The organism is Leifsonia sp. 466MF (assembly GCF_900100265.1).
In the GTDB taxonomy this organism is placed as follows: Bacteria; Actinomycetota; Actinomycetes; order Actinomycetales; family Microbacteriaceae; genus Leifsonia.
The window spans coordinates 2716461-2732356 of the sequence record NZ_LT629696.1; the positions used below are offsets into that span (position 1 = coordinate 2716461).

Genomic DNA, 15896 nt, shown 5'->3' on the forward strand with positions numbered 1-15896 from the left:
GGGCTCGCGCCGATCCCGTCTTTGGGTCGGGCGCGGCGCGGTTTCAGCGAACGAGTCAGCCGGCGCGCTTGCGGAGCTTGCGGCGCTCGCGCTCGGAGAGGCCGCCCCAGATCCCGAACCGCTCGTCGTTGGCGAGAGCGTATTCGAGGCACTGCGACCGCACCTCGCACGAGGTGCAGATGCGCTTCGCGTCGCGGGTCGAGCCGCCCTTCTCGGGGAAAAACGCCTCCGGATCGGTCTGAGCGCACAGAGCGTCGGTCTGCCAGGCCAGCGGGTTGTCTTCTTCGACCTCCGCCGGTCGGACGCCCGGGACCCCGAGGCGGACCGGGTCGATGAACCAGTCGTCGGGTACCCCAGAACGATATTCAGGAACTGGCATATCGGTCTCCCCACCCATGAACTGCTGAAACACGAGATTCCCGCGTTGCCCTAATTACACCGTTGTCATTCGCTCACGTCAAGTCGCGAATCGTAAAGCCTTGACCGCAGGTCGAGAGTTCGCGACGCGCCGGAGAACGACAACAATCCCGACACGCCCGGTCGACCGGGCCTGTCGGGAACGGTGTCAGGACGCCGCCTGGCGTGCTTCCCAGGCGCTGCGCACCATGTCCTCGAGCGAGTGACGCATCCTCCAGTCGAGATCGCGCGCTGCGAGCTCTCCCGATGCCACGATCCTCGCGGGATCCCCTGCGCGTCGAGGCCCCACTTCTGGGGTGAAGGCGATTCCGGTCACCTCGGCCACCGTCGACATGATCTGGCCGACGGAGACGCCGTCGCCGCTCCCCAGGTTGTAGACGGGCTCGATCGCCTCGCCGGCGTCGAGGCGCTTCGCGGCCGCGACGTGCGAGACCGCCAGGTCGGCGACGTGGATGTAGTCACGGACGCAGGTGCCGTCGGGGGTCGGGTAGTCGTTCCCGTTGATGCGAGGGGTGCGGCCGGCGACCAGGGCGTCGAAGACGAGTGGGAACAGGTTGTGCGGGCTGGTGTCGCGCAGCGCCGGGTCACCCGACCCGACCACGTTGAAGTAGCGCAGGGAGGTGTGGCGGAGGCCCGCGGCGACGCCCTGGTCGCGCAGCAGCCACTCGCCGATCAGCTTCGACTCGCCGTAGGGCGACTCGGGGTTCTTGGGCGTCGTCTCGGTGACGATGTCGACATCCGGCGTGCCGTACACCGCGGCGGACGAGCTGAACACGATGGCGTCGACGCCCGCATCCTGCATCGCCGCGAGCAGCACCGCGGTGGCGGTCACGTTCTGCTCGTACGTGTGCAGCGGCCGCTGAACGGACACACCGGCGTACTTGAAGCCGGCGACGTGCACGACGCCGGACACCGTGTTCTCGGTGAAGATGCGCGACAGCAGCTCGCCGTCGAGGATGGTGCCCCGGTAGAACGGCACATCCGCCGGCACGAACTCCTCGTGACCGCTCGACAGGTCGTCGACGACGACAACGTCGATCCCCTCGTCGCGGAACGCCCGCACGACGTGCGCTCCGATGTAGCCTGCGCCTCCGGTCACCAACCACGCCACGGCGGTCCTCCTGATCGTTCGTCAACGGGATGCCGCCAGACTATCGTCCGCTCGACGGACGCGACGGGCGCCCGCCCCGTCCTACGGTCGGAGCATGCGCACCATCACGGCCGTCCGGGTCTGGCTCGTCGTCTTCGTCGTCGGACTCGTCCTCAGCGGACTGACCGCGTTTCCGCTGGAGGCGGAGCTCCGTTGGGCGTCGCAGGTCCTGCACTCCACTCCGGCGCCCGCGCTGCTGCCCGACCTCGTCCACTGGGTGGACCGCGTCCGCGATGCGCTCACCGACACTGGGACGCGCTACCCGTTCCTCGCCTACGGGACGGACTGGCTCGCGTTCGCGCACCTCGTCATCGCGGTGGCGTTCATCGGGCCGCTGATCGATCCCGTCCGCAACATCTGGGTCATCCGGTTCGGGATGATCGCCTGCGCCGGCGTCATCCCGCTCGCGTTGATCGCGGGTGCTGTGCGCGGTATCCCGATCGGCTGGCAGTTGATCGACATGTCGTTCGGTGTCTTCGGGGTCATCCCTCTGCTGTTCGCCCACCGGCTGACGATGCGGCTGGAGGCCGCGGAGGAGCTCACACGAGGCTAGGCATCCCCCAAGGCTTACCGCTCATTGAGGACATCCGCTCGCTCCATCGCAATGAGCGCTGCCCGCGAAGTTCCTATCCAGACAATCAGGGGCGTTCGTCCTGTCCTACAACTTTCGAAAGAAGCGGCCAGCGGGATTCGGGAGAGCTTCGACAACCGCGCGTCCAGCGTCGGTGATCTGGAGCCAGCATGCCCAGTACCAGTCATCCTCGGGACCGTCAGGCTTGTACACCTCGGCCAGGCGATCCATCTGGTCGTCGAGTGTTCCTGTCCACTCCACCCAGCCGCTGTTCTCAAGGTGGTCGGAATCCCGGCTCAGTTCGCCGATCCTGAGGTAGCCAGCTTCGGCGAGCGCGCGGACGACACTGAGGACAAGCACGCTTCGGCGTTCCAGGTCATGCTCAAAGAAGCCCGCGTAGTAGTTCGGATTGCCTATCTCAAGCCAGTCATCGTCTGCCTGATGAAGCACCAAATGTGCCAATCCGTCCAATTCGACGTTCAGGCCGCCCGATGTCGCGAAACCTGCATTCTCACCGCTCACCAGTCTCTAAACCGCTCATCGAGCTCTGGGAGCAACGCCTCCGCCTGGCGCCCCTCGTCCGTGATCTCCAGCACGCAGGACCAACCCCACGCGTTCGAGTCCTGTTCCGGCGTGTACACCTGAGAGAGGTGCTCAAGCCGGTCATCCACCGTTCCGGGCCACTCGAAGAAGTCGATGATCGGTTTCTCCGGGTCCGGACGTTTCAGCACGCCGATCTTGATATAGCCAGCGTGAGCCAGGGAACGTACGGAGTCCAGAACGAGCGACTTTCGCTTGTCCGGGTCCGGCTCGAAGAATTCTCTCGCTTCGCTGTCGGCAGCAGAGATATTGAGCCAGTCATCACCTGCCATGTTGAGATACAGATGCGCCAAACTGTTCGGCTCGACCATCATTTCCCCCATCCTCTCGGGAGATGCACTTTCGTCTCGGTGCCGCCGGGCCACTTTATGTCGATCGTGAGTCCGCCGGACTTGCTCTTGTTCCTGATGCCGATCTGCGTGCCATCAGGCTGTTCGTAGACCCTGCCGTCGTAATCGCCCCAAGCGTCCGTCTTATCTGCCCCTTGGATGAGTTCATTCCCGAGTTCCTCAATCTCTTCCGGAGTGTCCACTTGGCGAACATTTCGACTCTTACTTTTGCTCGTCTTTTCTTTGAGGATCGCATCCAGCTCTTCGGCGCTTTGACCGTCATTGAAATATTGACCGGCGGGCCCGTCGATAGCACGCCACCCGATATGTTGCTTCGGGGTGCCATCGAGGTTGTGCGTGGAATAGTAGAGCCCTAGCCAGGCACGGGCTTCCCGTTCCTCGCGCGTGTAGAACCGAGATCCGCTGGCGGAACCGGTCATCGTGATGAGGGTGATTGCAGCCATGACGGCCGCTCCCCCGCAAGCTGCAGTGAGGGCGCCGATGCTGTAGGCACCGGTGATCAGCCATTGCGCGATCTGCTGGGCGCTGGCCCCCGGTGCAGGCGCGACCAGAGACGCAGGCTGGACGCCCCCGTTCTGCGGACGTCCTCCCCTGGCGCCGCGTGGCGACCCTCGGCGCGACTCGGTGTCGACCAGCTCGTTCTGGAAGAGTCCGTTGGTCGCTGCATCGAACGCTCGGAGAGCGAGCAGCCGGTCATCCAGGTTCTGGATGTCGTTCTCCAGCTGCCCCAGCGCCAGTTCCAGTCGGCGATTCGCCACCCCCAAGGCCTCGCCCAACGCAGGCACAGCGGCCAGCGCAGTGGCTGCCTCGCTGTTGAGCTCGATGAGGCTTTCCGTCGCATCCCGCTGCGCCTTCGTCGCGTGCAGCTGCGCCGTCAGCTCGTCCTCCTTGAGCACACCGAAACGGCTGACCTTCGAGTCTTCCCACCGGTAGGTTTCGAGGTCCTTCTGGAGGGATGTCAGCTGACCCTGTGTCGTCGTCAGAGCCGGCACAATGGCCTGCGAGAACAACGATCCGACTGCGGCATAGCCTTTCCCCGACAGCTCGCCGGTGCCCAGAGCGCCCACCAGATGGTGACAGGCGTTCTCCGTGTCTTCCACCATCGACCGAGCAGCCGACAGATTCGCGGAGAGGGCCGTCATCATGCCGCTCGAGTCGGCAGAATCGTAGATCAGGCCCATCGCCACCGGCTCTTTCGTGCTTTACCCGCCGAGCCCTGTAACAGGGTCGCGTGAAGTCTCGTCAACGTGTCTGACCGAGATTAGCGAGCCGAGCGCCCCGGCCGCTGATTGAGGACAGCAGCCGCGGAGGAGCTCAGACGAACGCCGCTTGGCCCGTGATCGCGCGCCCGACGATGAGCGTGTTCATCTCGCGCGTGCCCTCGTAGGAGTAGAGGGCTTCGGCATCCGCGAAGAAGCGGGCGACGTCGTAGTCGAGCACGATGCCGTTTCCGCCGAGGGCCTCGCGGCACCAGGCGACCGTCTCGCGCATCCGCGCCGTCGCGAAGGCCTTCGCCAGGGCCGAGTGCTCGTCGCGCTGCTCGCCGTCGTCGAGCATCTGCGAGACGCGGGTGCACAGACCGATCGAGGCCGTGATGTTGCCGATCGACTTGACCAGGAGGTCCTGGATGAGCTGGTGGGAGGCGATCGGCTTGCCGAACTGGACGCGCTCCTTCGTGTAGCGCAGGGCGGCCTCGTAGGCGCCGACCGCGACACCCACGGCCGCCCAGGCGACCTCGGCGCGGGTGAGGCGGAGCACCCGGGCGGTGTCCTTGAAGCTGTTCGCGTTCTGCAGGCGGAGCGACTCGGGGACGACGACGTTCTCGAGCGTGATGTCGGCGTTCTGCACGATCCGGAGGGACTGCTTCCCCTCGATCTTCGTGGCCGTGTAGCCCGGCGTCGAGGTGGGGACGATGAAGCCCTTGACCTGGCCGTCCTCCGCGCTCTTCGCCCAGATCACGGTGATGTCGCTGAACGTGGCGTTGCCGATCCAGCGCTTGGAGCCGTTCAGCACCCAGTTGTCGCCGTCGCGGGTCGCCACGGTCTTGAGGCCCTGCGCGGAGTCGGAGCCGGAGGTCGGCTCCGTGAGGCCGAAGGCGCCGAGCACCTCGCCGCTCGCCAGCTTCGGAAGCCACTCGGCGCGCTGCTCGTCCGAGCCGCAGACGCCGATCGCGCCGAGGGCGAGACCGTTCTGCACGCCGACGTAGGTGCTCACCGAGGCGTCCACCCGCGCCAGCTCCAGTGCGACCCAGCCGCGGAACACGGCGGAGTTCTCGAACGGAGCGGTCTCCGGGAATCCGAGTCCGATGGCGCCGTTCCTGTGCAGCACGTCGATGATCTGGTGCGGGAACTCCGCCTTCTCCCAGTACTCGTTGACGATCGGCTTCACCTCGGACTCCAGCTGCGCGCGCAGTGTGGTGATGAAGTCCTTCTCGCGGTCGGAGAGGAGGTTCTCGAAGCCGTAGAAGTCGCCGGCGATGGTCTCGAAGGGCATGTCTGCTCCATTGCGTCCACAGGGATGGTCGGGCCGCCGTCAGCCTAAGGAACGCGCGCGGCGCGGACAAAGCGATTGGTAGTTTGGTCCAACGGAACGAAAGGGATGGCGACGGATGTTTGTGCGCATCGGCAACACCCCACGCGACTACGCGTGGGGCTCCACGACCGCGATCGCGGGCCTCCTCGGCACGGAGCCGAGCGGCGGACCGGAGGCGGAGCTGTGGCTCGGTGCGCATCCCGGCTCCCCCGCCCGGGTGCTCGACCCCGCACTCGCCGGCGGCGCACACGATCTTGCCGCCTGGGAGCGCACGAGCGACCTCCCGTACCTGCTGAAGGTGCTGGCCGCTGCAGGGCCGCTGTCGCTGCAGGCGCATCCCTCGCCGGAGCAGGCCCGTGCCGGTTTCGAGCGGGAGAACGCGGCAGGGCTCGCGCCCGACTCTCCGGAGCGCAATTACAAGGACCCGTTCCACAAGCCGGAGCTCATCTTCGCGCTGAGCGATCCCTTCGAGGCCCTGTGCGGGTTCCGTGACCCGGAGGAGTCGCGCCAGGCCTTCGAGCGCCTCGCGGCCGCCACCCCCGGCGGCGCGGTGCTCGCCGGATTCGCCCGCACCCTCGTCGGCGAGCCCGGCGCCGTCCTGCGGCGGGCGACCGAATGGCTGCTCGGCGAGGACCCGGATGTCGACCTGCTCGTCGCGGAGGTGGTCCGCGCGGCGCGCGCCCTACCGGACGACCGCGACGCCGACACGGTGCGGATGCTCGTCGAGGCCTTCCCGGGCGACCCCGGGATCGTTCTCGCCCTGCTGCTGAACCGTGCGACCCTGCGCCCGGGCCAGGTGCTCTATCTGCCCGCTGGCAACATCCACGCCTACCTCCGCGGTCTGGGGATTGAACTCATGGCGGCCTCCGACAACGTGCTCCGCGGCGGGCTGACCCGCAAGCGCATCGACGTGCCCGAGCTGGTGAGCGTGCTCGACTTCACGCCGATCGAGGCCACTCCGCTCGCCCCGGAGCACCCGGCCGCCGGGGTGGAGACCTTCCGGCCGGATGTGCCCGACTTCGCCCTGGAGCACATCGTCGTCGACGACGGAGGACCCACGACGGTCCGCCTCCCCGGCACCGCCATCGCCCTCGTCACCGACGGAGAGGTGGAGCTGAGCGGCGCGAACGACACGGTGACTCTCGCCCGCGGCGAGTCGGCGGTCGTCATCGACGAGACCGAGCTCACGGTCAGCGGCCACGGCACGGTGTTCGTCGCGCACCCGAACTCCTGAGCCGCCGACGGGATCGCGTGGCGCGGTCGGCTATCCTTCCCAGGTGACATCGCCCCGCGCCACGCTCCCTGCTCGCATCGCCGTCGCGCGCACCGCGACCGGCACGGCGGAGAACGCGTTCGCCGCGCTCGTGCTGTTCACCCTGTTCGCCGGCGACTTCTGGCGCAACACGATCAGCTGGCCGGGGTACTTCGTCCTCGCCGGAGTGCTCGCCGTCGGCAGCGCGGTGCTCATCGTGCGGTCGCGGCCGCGCTTCCACTGGCGGACCACGCCCAAGACGCTCGTGCTGTTCCTTGTTCTGGCGATCGCATCCATCGCGTGGTCGGCGTACCCGGGGGCGAGCGCGCTCGGCGTCGTCTCGACGCTCGTCACGACGCTCGCCGGCGTCTTCCTCGGCGTGCGACTGGGCTGGCCGGGTCTGCTCAGCGCTCTCGGCAACGCGTTCCGCTGGATCCTGGGCCTCTCGCTGGTTTTCGAACTCGTCGTCGCCCTCTTCGTTCGGCGGCCGGTACTCCCTCTGACCCCGGTGTACGCGGTGCCGGAGGGGAAGCTCCCCCAGGCGTTCTACTGGAGCCGCGACCTGCTCTTCCACGGCGGCCCGATCCAGGGCATCGTCGGCAACAGCAACCTGCTCGCCATGATCGCGCTGCTGGCCATCGTGGTCTTCGCCATCCAGGTCGCCGACCGGACGACACGCCACGGCTCGGCGCTGGGCTGGCTGATCGTGGCGGTGCTGACCCTCGCCCTGACCCGCTCCGCGACAGTCATCGCCGCCGCGCTGGTGACCGCCGTCGTGCTGGCGTTCGCGCTGTGGGCCCGCCGTGCCGGCGCCGAACGACGGGGTCCCGTCTACCTGGTGGCGATCGTCGTGGTGGCGGCCGTGATCGTCGGCGTCTCGCTGTTCTCCTCGCGCATCCCGGCTCTGTTCGGGAAGAGCGAGGACCTCACCGGGCGTCTCGACATCTGGGCGGCCGTCACGCGCCTGGCCCAGGAACGCCCGGCCTTCGGGTGGGGATGGGTCAGCTACTGGGCGCCGTGGGTGAAGCCCTTCGACGGGCTGGCCACCCGCAACGGCGTCGAATACCTGCAGGCGCACAACGCCTGGCTCGACGTGTGGCTGCAGCTCGGGATCGTGGGGCTCGTCGTCTTCATCCTGCTGGTCCTCACCACGTTCGGCCGCGCCTGGTTCCTCGCGGTGGACCGCCCCCGCTCCACGATCGTCGACGACCAGCCGTACCGCGCGGTCGCGCTGCTTCCCCTGCTGCTCCTCGGGGCCCTGATCGCCCAGAGCTTCGCGGAGAGCCGCATCCTGATCGAAGGCGGCTGGGCTCTCCTCGTGGCGCTCTCGGTGGCCACCAAGCGGGCCGCGAACCTGACGGCCCCGTAGTCTGTGAGCATGGCAACGCCCCGTCGAACCCTGGTGCCGCCCGCGGCCATCGAGTTCCTCGGTTCCGCCCGTTTCACCTCGACGCTCGCCCTGCTGGCGGTGATCACCGGGTTCTCGACGCACGCCATCCGCGGTCTGATCGGCTGGCCGGGCCTGATCGGCGCTCTGGCAGTGCTTGTGGTGCTCGCGGCCCTGTCGTTCGCTGCGCAGTGGCGGCTGATCGAGTGGCACGGCCTGCTGCCCATCTCGGCCCTGCTGTTCGTCGGATGGTGTGCCGCGTCCATCCTGTGGAGCCAGTACCAGTGGGCGACGCTCACCGGGGTGGTCTACCAGCTGATCTTCGCCTTCCTCGCCGTGTACATCGCCCTCGTTCGCGACGCCATCCAGATCGTCCGCGTCGTCGGCGACGCCCTGCGCTTCCTGCTCACGCTGTCGCTGGCGCTCGAGGTGCTGAGCGGACTGCTGCTGGATGCGCCGATCCGGTTCCTCGGCATCCAGGGCAACATCGCCCTCGGCGGCCCGATCCAGGGGCTGTTCGGCACCCGCAACCAGCTCAGCATCGTGGCCCTGATCGCGTTCGTGACGTTCCTCGTCGAACTCCGCACCCGATCGGTGCGCCCGCCGGTCGCGGCCTACTCGATCACGCTCGCCGGGCTGTGCATCCTGCTCGCCCACTCCCCCGTCATCGCGGCGGTCTCGGTGGTCGTCGGCCTCGCCACCCTCGCGCTCTACCTGCTGCGAAAGGCGCCGACGAACCAGCGCCCCTACTTCCAGTGGGGACTCGCGATCCTCACCGTCGCGGCACTCGTGACGGCTTACATCTACCGCACGCGCGTGATCGACCTGCTCAACGCGCGCTCCGACTTCCAGGTGCGCTACCAGCTGTGGATCCAGATCTGGCAGCTGATCCCGGTGCAGCAGACGGTCGGGTGGGGATGGATCGGCGCGTGGCCGACGGACCTCTACCCGTTCACGGCCATCCAGGCGAACACCGGCGTCTATCACTCGGACGGATTGAACGCGTACCTCGACGTCTACCTCCAGGTCGGCGTGATCGGCCTGCTGCTCTTCGTCGCCCTGATCGCGCTGGCGTTCAGCCGCTCCTGGCTGCTCGCCTCCAACCGCCGCAGCGTGGTCTACGCCTGGGCGCCGCTCGTGCTCGTCGCGCTGCTGGTCACGAGCGTCTTCGAGAGCTCGATCCTGGTCGAGTCCGGCTGGATGGTGCTCGTCATCTGCACGGTCAAGGCGTCGCAGGGGATGAGCTGGCGCCTCCGTCTGCCGCATCGCGACGCGAGCTGAGCCCGCAGCGCGAGCGTGCCCCCGCGTCGGAGGTCAGGCCGCGGGAGGCGTGCCCGCGTCCGACGCGCGATCGTCGTCGGCGCCGAGCCGCCGTTCGAGCTCTTTGACGCGCAGCTGCAGCAGCACCGTCTGCTCGGCGAGCGACCGGGTCTTGTCCTCGAGGGTCGTGAGCTCGGCGCTCGCCTGGATGCAGACCAGGAACAGCACGGCGATGCTGACGAAGAACACGAGGTTCGTGCCGACCCCGACACCCAGGAGTTCGGCCGTCCAGTTCAGGATGCCCGGGAACACGCCGATGATGAGCGCCAGCGTGCCGGCGAGCAGCCACCAGATGGCGTGCCGTTCGCGCATCCTCTTGCGGCGCATCATCTCGATGACGACACCCAGGGTGAGCAGTGCGGCGAGGATGCCGAGGATGTAGGCGGTGAGACTCACGACGCGTTCAGCTGCCTCTCGGCGGGGGCGATCGGGCGGAAGAGGGCGAAACCGAGAGCGAGGAAGGCACGGCCGAGGTAGGTCGCGGCCTTGAGCGGGTTGTGCGACGGGACGCCCGCGGCTCGCGGCCGCATGATCACCGGCACCTGCACGATGCGGCAGCCGGCGCGAGCCGCGATCACGAGCGCCTCGATGGTGTCGCCGAGGTACTCCGCAGGGTAGTTGCGGGCGAAGAGGGCGACGGCGCGCGGACCGCTCGCCTTGAACCCGGACGTGGTGTCGCTGAGCGTGGTGCCGGCCGTGCGGCTCAGGGTGCGCGACAGCATCCGCATCGCCCACTTGCGCGGGCCGCGGACCGTGTAGTCGCCGGCGCCGGCGAAGCGGGCGCCGATCGCCAGGTCCGCGTTCTCGAGCGCCGCGAGCAGTGCGGGGACGTTGCCCGGGTCGTGCTGGCCGTCCGCGTCGATCTGGATGACGTTGCTGAAGCCGTGCTCCAGCGCGTACTTGAAGCCGAAGCGCATCGCGCCGCCGACCCCCATGTTGAACGGGAGCCGCGCAACCTCGGCACCGGCCTCGGCCGCGACGACGCTGGTCGTGTCGGCCGATCCGTCATCGACGACGAGCACGCTCACGCCGGGCAGCTTCTCGGCGATCTCGTGGACGACGGCACCGACGGAGGCCTCCTCGTTGAAGGCGGGCACGACGATCAGCGTCTGTGCGAGCGAGGTGGGCATGATGAGGGATTGTAGCAGTCGGGGGTGTCCGGAATCGTCGAAGGCGGCGCCGTCACCAGCCGCGGAAGACGTGCGTGAGCAGCGAGCGGATGCCGGCACCGTCGCGTGTGGAGAGGGCCGCCGGGAGCCGGGTGGCGGCATTCAGCCGACTGGAGACGTGCGCGGAAGCCACCCGCGCGGCGCTCCGCCAGCCGCGTGCGCGGAGTCGTCGCTTGACGTCGAGGAAGAATGCGCGCTCCTCGTCGAAACGGGTCCCGTCCTGCGCCGTCCACGAAGAGACGCTGCCCTCGTGCCTGCGGTAGCAGAAGGTGTGCTCGGGGAGGAGGACGAGGTCGCCGCCGTCGAGCACGATGTCGAGCTGCAGAGCGAGGTCGAGCACGACGTCGAATGACGCGTCGAACCCGTACTCGCGCACGGTGTCGGTCCGCCAGCAGATCGAGGGGAAGTACGTCCAGTTGCCACGCAGGAGGCTCACGGCGAGCCGCTGCCCGGTCAGGACGGTCGCCTCGCGTCGGCGCGGCCGGTACCAGGACTTGACCCGGTCGGCGAGGGGCATCGCCGCCGCTCCGTCGTCGTCGATCACGGTCACGCCGGGCTGCAGGTAGGCGGCTCCCGGATGCGTCTCGATGGCCGCGAGCATGGACGCCACGTACCCGGGCTCCATCAGGTCGTCGCAACCCATCAGCACGAAGTAGTCGGCACCGACGAGCCGGACGCACTTGGAGAAGTTGCCGTTGACCCCGAGGTTCACCTCGTTCCGGACGTACTCCACCCGGGGATCGCCGAGCGATGCGACCCATTCGCCCGGCGCGGTGTCGGGATAGACGTCGTCGACGACGACCAGTCGCCACCGCGGGTCGGTCTGCGCCAGGACGCTCTCCACGGCGGCGCGGAACAGGCCCGGGTCACCGTAGAACGGCATCATGATGTCGATCGTCACTGCGTAATGGCTTTCGTCGTAGGGTAAGCGTGCCGCGCGCCGCGGTCGACCTCCATCCTTTCATGTGCTCAGGGGAGCCACCCATCACCGCTTTCGAACCGCTGAACGAACCCATTCCCGATCCCGAGGAGCCGGGGGCCCCTCGATCCGCCCGGTCGTCGGTCGTCCTGATCCTCGCCGCGACCGCGATCTCGGGGGTTGCGGGGTACGTGGTGACCTGGCGCGTCTACACGGAGGCGGGCGCCGCGGGCTACGGCGTCTTCTCGGTGTTCTGGTCCGCGCTCTTCCTCGTGGTGGGCGTGCTGTTCGGGCTCCAGCAGGAGGCGACGCGGGCGACGGCACATACGGAGAGGGAGCGCGCCGCGAACACAGAGCGGCATGCCACGGTATCCGCCGCTCGCACGCGCTCGACGTCCCTCTGGATCTTCGCCGCGGCCGCGGCGCTGCTGGTGGGTCTGCTGGTGCTCGCGACGAGCCCGCTCTGGGCGGTCCCGAGCCTGGGCGCCCAGAACGCCGGGCTGGCCTGGTTCGTGGCGGCGGGGGCTGCGCTGAACTGCGTCGTCGCGGCGGCATCCGGCGTCATGGCGGGGAGCGGGATGTGGCGCCAGCTGGCCGCCACCGTCGCGCTGGACGGCATCCTCCGGGTGGTCGGCGTGACCGCCGTCCTGAGCGTGACAGACGACATCGTGCCGCTCGCGATCGCGGTGATCGCGCCCTTCCCGCTGTCTCTCGCGATCGTCTTCCTCAGCGCACCGCGTGCCCTCGTGGCGAACGCACGCGTGCCGATCGCCGCTCGCGAGCTGGTCGTCAACACGGGCCGGACGATGCTCGCCGCGTCGGCCACGGCCGTCCTGATCAACGGCTTCCCGCTCGTCCTCTCGTTCTTCGCCGGGCCGGACAACCATGCGCAGCTCGGGTCGCTCGTGCTCGCCGTCACGCTCACGCGGGCGCCGATCCTGGTGCCGCTCACCGCGCTGTCGAGCTTCCTGGTGAGCCGCTTCTCGCACCATCCGGAGCGCACGGGCCGGACGGTCGCGTACCTCCTGCTGCTGATCGCCGCCGTCATCGCCGTGCTCTGCGCGGCGGCCTGGCTGTGGGGTGAGCCGGTGATGCGGTTCGTGTTCGGCCCGCAGTTCGACCTCGACGCCGGCGTGCTCGCCGCTCTGATCGCCTCGTCAGGCCTCATCGGAGGTCTTTTCGTGAGCGGCTCGGCGGTTCTCGCACGCAACCTGCACGGGCTCTACGCCGCGGGCTGGGTGGCGGCGTCGCTCGTCACGCTGGCGCTGCTGTTCCTACCGCTCCCGCTCCCCCAGCGCGCCGCGCTCGCCCTGGCCGCCGGCCCGGCGGTCGGACTCGCCACGCACCTCGTGGCGCTGCGGATGCTGGGCGGATCGCGGTCGACCGCGCTGGCCTGATGGCCTCGGCCGACGGGCGTCGGTGTCGGTCTGTAGCGGGATCGCTAGACGTGCATCCGGGCCGATCATGACGCGATCGCGGGTGTGAATCCCCTATGGTGTTGATGTGCAACCTGGGCGTACGGCGGTGACATGACGGTCCTCCAGCGACGAGCCGGCGGCACGGATGAGACGGATCTCGTGACCGATCGACAGGAACCCGCCGCCCGGACGCGCCTCCCGGTACGCGCCTTCCTTGTGTCGTGGGCCCTCCTGAGCCTTCTCTGCATCTGCTGGAGCTTCGCCACCCCGATCTCCGGTTCGCCCGACGAGCCCGCCCACATCGTGCGAGCGGCCAGCGTCGTGCGCGGCGAATGGGTCGGCACCCCGAGCCCAGTGGGGAACGTCGTGACCGTTCCCGCCTACATCGCCCGGTCGCAGGCCGTCACGTGCTTCGCCTTCCACCCCGCCGTCGACGCCGACTGCGGCATCCAGGAACCCGCCGACCCGGACGCCGACACGCGGTCGACCACCAGCGCCGGCCTCTACAACCCGCTCTACTACCTCGCCGTCGGATGGCCGACGCTCGTCGTCCACGACACGGGCGGCATCTACGCCATGCGTGCGGTCAGCGCCCTCCTGACGGCGCTGTTCCTGGCCCTCGCCTTCGCGGTCACCACGACGCTGCCGCACCGGCGCCTCGCGATGCTCTCGTACGCCCTGGCGATCACGCCGATGATGCTGTTCCTCGGCGGCACGGTCAACCCCAACAGCCTGGAGGCGGCCGCGACTCTCGCGGTCTTCGTGGCGATGCTCGCGATCGCGTTCGATCGGACCGCCGCCGGATTGCGCTCCAACCTGTGGGTCGTCGGCGCCGGAATCGCCGTGGCGGTGAACGCTCGCGGACTCTCTCCCCTGTGGCTGGTGGTCGCCCTCGGCGTCCCCCTCGTGCTGATCCCCGGGCCACGCCTGCTCGCACTCCTGCGCCGCCCGGCCACGATCGTCACCATGGCGGTCTCCGCGCTCTTCGTCATCGGGGCGCTCGCCTGGACCCTCGGCTCCAACTCGCTGGCCAACGCCATCGTGAAGCCGGATGAGGCCCTCCAGTTCCCGGGCGTCGGCGCGTCGCCGCTGACCGGCTTCCTTCGCGTCCTCACCGGCACAGTGGGCTACGGTCAGGGCCTCGTCGGCCTCTTCGGCTGGCTGGACACTCCGGCGCCGGACGTCGTCGTGTATCTCTACGGCGCGGGGATCGCCGCTTTGGTCGTCGCGGCGCTTCTCGTCCTCCGCGGGCGGCGGCTTCTGGCCTTCGCCATCCTCCTCGCGGCCTTCCTGCTGCTGCCGGCAATCGTGCAGGCTGCCTACATCCACGGCGGGGGCCTCATCTGGCAGGGCCGTTACAACCTGCCGCTGTTCCTCTGCCTCATCGTGGGCGCCGCCGCGTTCCTCGGCCCGCGTGTCGAGCTGGTCGCCCCGACGACCATGCGGCGCCTCATCCTGCTCGTGTCCGTCCTCGCCGTCGGCGCGCAGTGGTGGGCGTTCGAGGCCACATTGCGCCGCTACGCGGTCGGCGGCAACGGCACCCTCCGGCTGTTCCTTCTCGGAGATGCGCCGTGGTCACCGCCCGGCGGGAACCTGCTGTGGCTGATCCTGAGCGCGGTGCTGATCGCCGCCTCCGGCGTGCTCCTCGCCGTGGCGACGTGGCCTCGCCGGGAGGCGGAGGTCGCCGTCGCGCCAGCCGTCCGGTGAACGCCGGCCGAGGGCGGCGGACAGGTAGACGGCGATCAGCGCGATGAACAGCGCCAGCAGCGAAAGCCCGTACCGCTCGCTGAGCGGGGTGTAGTAGCCGACCGTCACGCGGGTGAAGAACGCCAGCCCGGGGCCGAGGAGCAGGGTCACAGCGAGGAGGCTCGAAGCGAGCACGAGGTTGCGTCCGCCCCAGAACCGATAGCCGACGATCAGTCCGACCAGCGATCCGATGGTGAGCACGACGAGTGCGCTGGAGACGGCGAGCCCGAACGCCCCGGAGAAGCTGACCGGACCGCCGACCGTCGTGAGGAACCGGAACGCCTCCGTGACGAGGGCGCGCGGCGACAGCTCCTGTCGCACGGTGTCGACGCCGGGAGAGGTCGACGGCAGGGTGAGAGCCGCTCGCAGCGCCAGCCAGCCGACCTGCGCGCACAGCGCGAGAATGACCGCCGCGATCGCCGAGAGCGAGCGCCCGTCGGTGAGGATCCGGGCCAGACGGTTGTTCCGCAGCGGGCGGTCTGCGGTCGAGCGCTCGACGATCACTCCCACCAGCAGTGCAAGTCCGACGGCGCCCACCGCCGCCAGGTTCTGGACCTTGAGCAGCACGGCGACGATGGCGGCGACCGGGAACAGCAGGATCGCGGGCCGCCGGCGTCGCCACGCCCACACTCCGAGACAGCCGAGCCAGGCGCCGACGGCCAGCGAGGGCGCGTCCGTGCTGATGTACGTGGTCGACCAGTACGCCGCGGGGGTCGCGATCACCACGAGCCCGGCGACCAGGCCGTAGAGCGGGTCGACGCGGAGCAGCCGGATGAGGAGCCAGACCCCCACGGTCCCGAGCGCGAGCCAGAAAGCCCCCACCAGTCGCCCGGCGTGGACGAGATCCATCCCGGTCCACACGAACGGCTGGGCCAGCGCCCACGTGACGGCGAAATAGACGGGTGTGTAGATGTCGGCGCCGGTGTGACCCGCGTACGGGTAGAGGGAGTCCTTGTCGAAGTCGGTGCCGCGGCACGACTGGACGACGATCGTGTACTCCTGAACGCCCAGGCAGGCCAGCGCCTGCCGTGCGACGTCGCCGGTCTCCTCACCGTTCCGGACGAC

The 15896-nt window shown here is 68.9% G+C and carries 15 protein-coding genes; 6 read left to right on the forward strand and 9 right to left on the reverse strand.

The window, feature by feature from the left end; genetic code table 11:
• Window positions 1-55: 55 nt before the first annotated feature.
• Together BLR91_RS12995 and galE are read right to left on the reverse strand one after the other, a co-directional pair.
• Window positions 56-379, reverse strand: coding sequence for a WhiB family transcriptional regulator (locus BLR91_RS12995; protein ID WP_018190075.1), 324 nt, complete (start codon window positions 377-379; stop codon window positions 56-58).
• Between the two features lie 186 nt (window positions 380-565).
• Window positions 566-1528 (reverse strand): UDP-glucose 4-epimerase GalE, encoded by a 963-nt coding sequence (gene galE / locus BLR91_RS13000; protein ID WP_020075405.1) that lies wholly within the window; start codon window positions 1526-1528, stop codon window positions 566-568.
• A 94-nt stretch (window positions 1529-1622) separates the two neighbouring features.
• On the opposite strand from galE, the gene BLR91_RS13005 reads away from it, so the two are divergent.
• Complete coding sequence (locus BLR91_RS13005; protein ID WP_089874830.1) at window positions 1623-2120, forward strand: hypothetical protein; 498 nt, start codon at window positions 1623-1625, stop codon at window positions 2118-2120.
• Between the two features lie 105 nt (window positions 2121-2225).
• Here the strand turns inward: BLR91_RS13005 and BLR91_RS13010 are convergent, their stop codons facing one another.
• From BLR91_RS13010 to BLR91_RS13025, 4 genes are all read right to left on the reverse strand, one after another.
• A complete protein-coding gene (locus BLR91_RS13010) occupies window positions 2226-2660 on the reverse strand; it encodes a hypothetical protein (protein ID WP_231918909.1) in 435 nt (144 codons plus the stop codon).
• Complete coding sequence (locus tag BLR91_RS13015) at window positions 2657-3052, reverse strand: hypothetical protein (protein ID WP_089874826.1); 396 nt, start codon at window positions 3050-3052, stop codon at window positions 2657-2659. Before BLR91_RS13015 ends, BLR91_RS13010 begins: the two co-directional genes overlap by 4 nt.
• A complete protein-coding gene (locus BLR91_RS13020) occupies window positions 3049-4269 on the reverse strand; it encodes a hypothetical protein (RefSeq protein ID WP_089881387.1) in 1221 nt (406 codons plus the stop codon). The genes BLR91_RS13015 and BLR91_RS13020 overlap by 4 nt, the downstream gene beginning before the upstream one ends.
• Before the next feature lie 133 nt (window positions 4270-4402).
• Window positions 4403-5581, reverse strand: coding sequence for an acyl-CoA dehydrogenase family protein (locus BLR91_RS13025; protein WP_018190068.1), 1179 nt, complete (start codon window positions 5579-5581; stop codon window positions 4403-4405).
• Window positions 5582-5696: 115 nt separating this feature from the next.
• Between BLR91_RS13025 and manA the strand changes: the two genes are divergently transcribed.
• From manA to BLR91_RS13040, 3 genes are read left to right on the forward strand one after another with little or no spacing between them, the layout of a single operon-like run.
• The gene (gene manA, locus BLR91_RS13030; protein WP_089874824.1) at window positions 5697-6854 is read left to right on the forward strand and encodes a mannose-6-phosphate isomerase, class I; all 1158 of its coding nucleotides are present in this window, start codon (window positions 5697-5699) and stop codon (window positions 6852-6854) included.
• Window positions 6855-6897: 43 nt separating this feature from the next.
• Window positions 6898-8241, forward strand: coding sequence for an O-antigen ligase family protein (locus tag BLR91_RS13035; protein ID WP_089874821.1), 1344 nt, complete (start codon window positions 6898-6900; stop codon window positions 8239-8241).
• A gap of 9 nt (window positions 8242-8250) precedes the next feature.
• On the forward strand, window positions 8251-9540 hold the full coding sequence (locus BLR91_RS13040) for an O-antigen ligase family protein (RefSeq protein WP_089874819.1): 1290 nt from the start codon (window positions 8251-8253) through the stop codon (window positions 9538-9540).
• A 33-nt stretch (window positions 9541-9573) separates the two neighbouring features.
• Here the strand turns inward: BLR91_RS13040 and BLR91_RS13045 are convergent, their stop codons facing one another.
• The 3 genes from BLR91_RS13045 to BLR91_RS13055 are packed head-to-tail and all read right to left on the reverse strand — an operon-like array spanning window position 9574 to window position 11649.
• Window positions 9574-9975: a DUF2304 domain-containing protein gene (locus BLR91_RS13045; RefSeq protein ID WP_020075415.1), complete on the reverse strand. Its 402-nt coding sequence runs from the start codon at window positions 9973-9975 to the stop codon at window positions 9574-9576.
• A complete protein-coding gene (locus BLR91_RS13050) occupies window positions 9972-10709 on the reverse strand; it encodes a glycosyltransferase family 2 protein (RefSeq protein WP_020075416.1) in 738 nt (245 codons plus the stop codon). Before BLR91_RS13050 ends, BLR91_RS13045 begins: the two co-directional genes overlap by 4 nt.
• 52 nt (window positions 10710-10761) lie before the next feature.
• Window positions 10762-11649 carry a glycosyltransferase family 2 protein gene (locus tag BLR91_RS13055; protein WP_020075417.1) on the reverse strand — a complete coding sequence of 296 codons (888 nt, stop codon included), beginning with the start codon at window positions 11647-11649 and terminating at the stop codon, window positions 10762-10764.
• A 29-nt stretch (window positions 11650-11678) separates the two neighbouring features.
• Between BLR91_RS13055 and BLR91_RS13060 the strand changes: the two genes are divergently transcribed.
• Window positions 11679-13064, forward strand: a complete 1386-nt coding sequence (locus BLR91_RS13060; RefSeq protein ID WP_231918910.1) for a lipopolysaccharide biosynthesis protein — start codon at window positions 11679-11681, stop codon at window positions 13062-13064.
• A gap of 180 nt (window positions 13065-13244) precedes the next feature.
• Entirely contained in the window at window positions 13245-14792 is a 1548-nt protein-coding gene (locus BLR91_RS13065) for a DUF2142 domain-containing protein (RefSeq protein ID WP_231918911.1), read from the forward strand.
• The last annotated feature ends 1104 nt before the right edge of the window (window positions 14793-15896 follow it).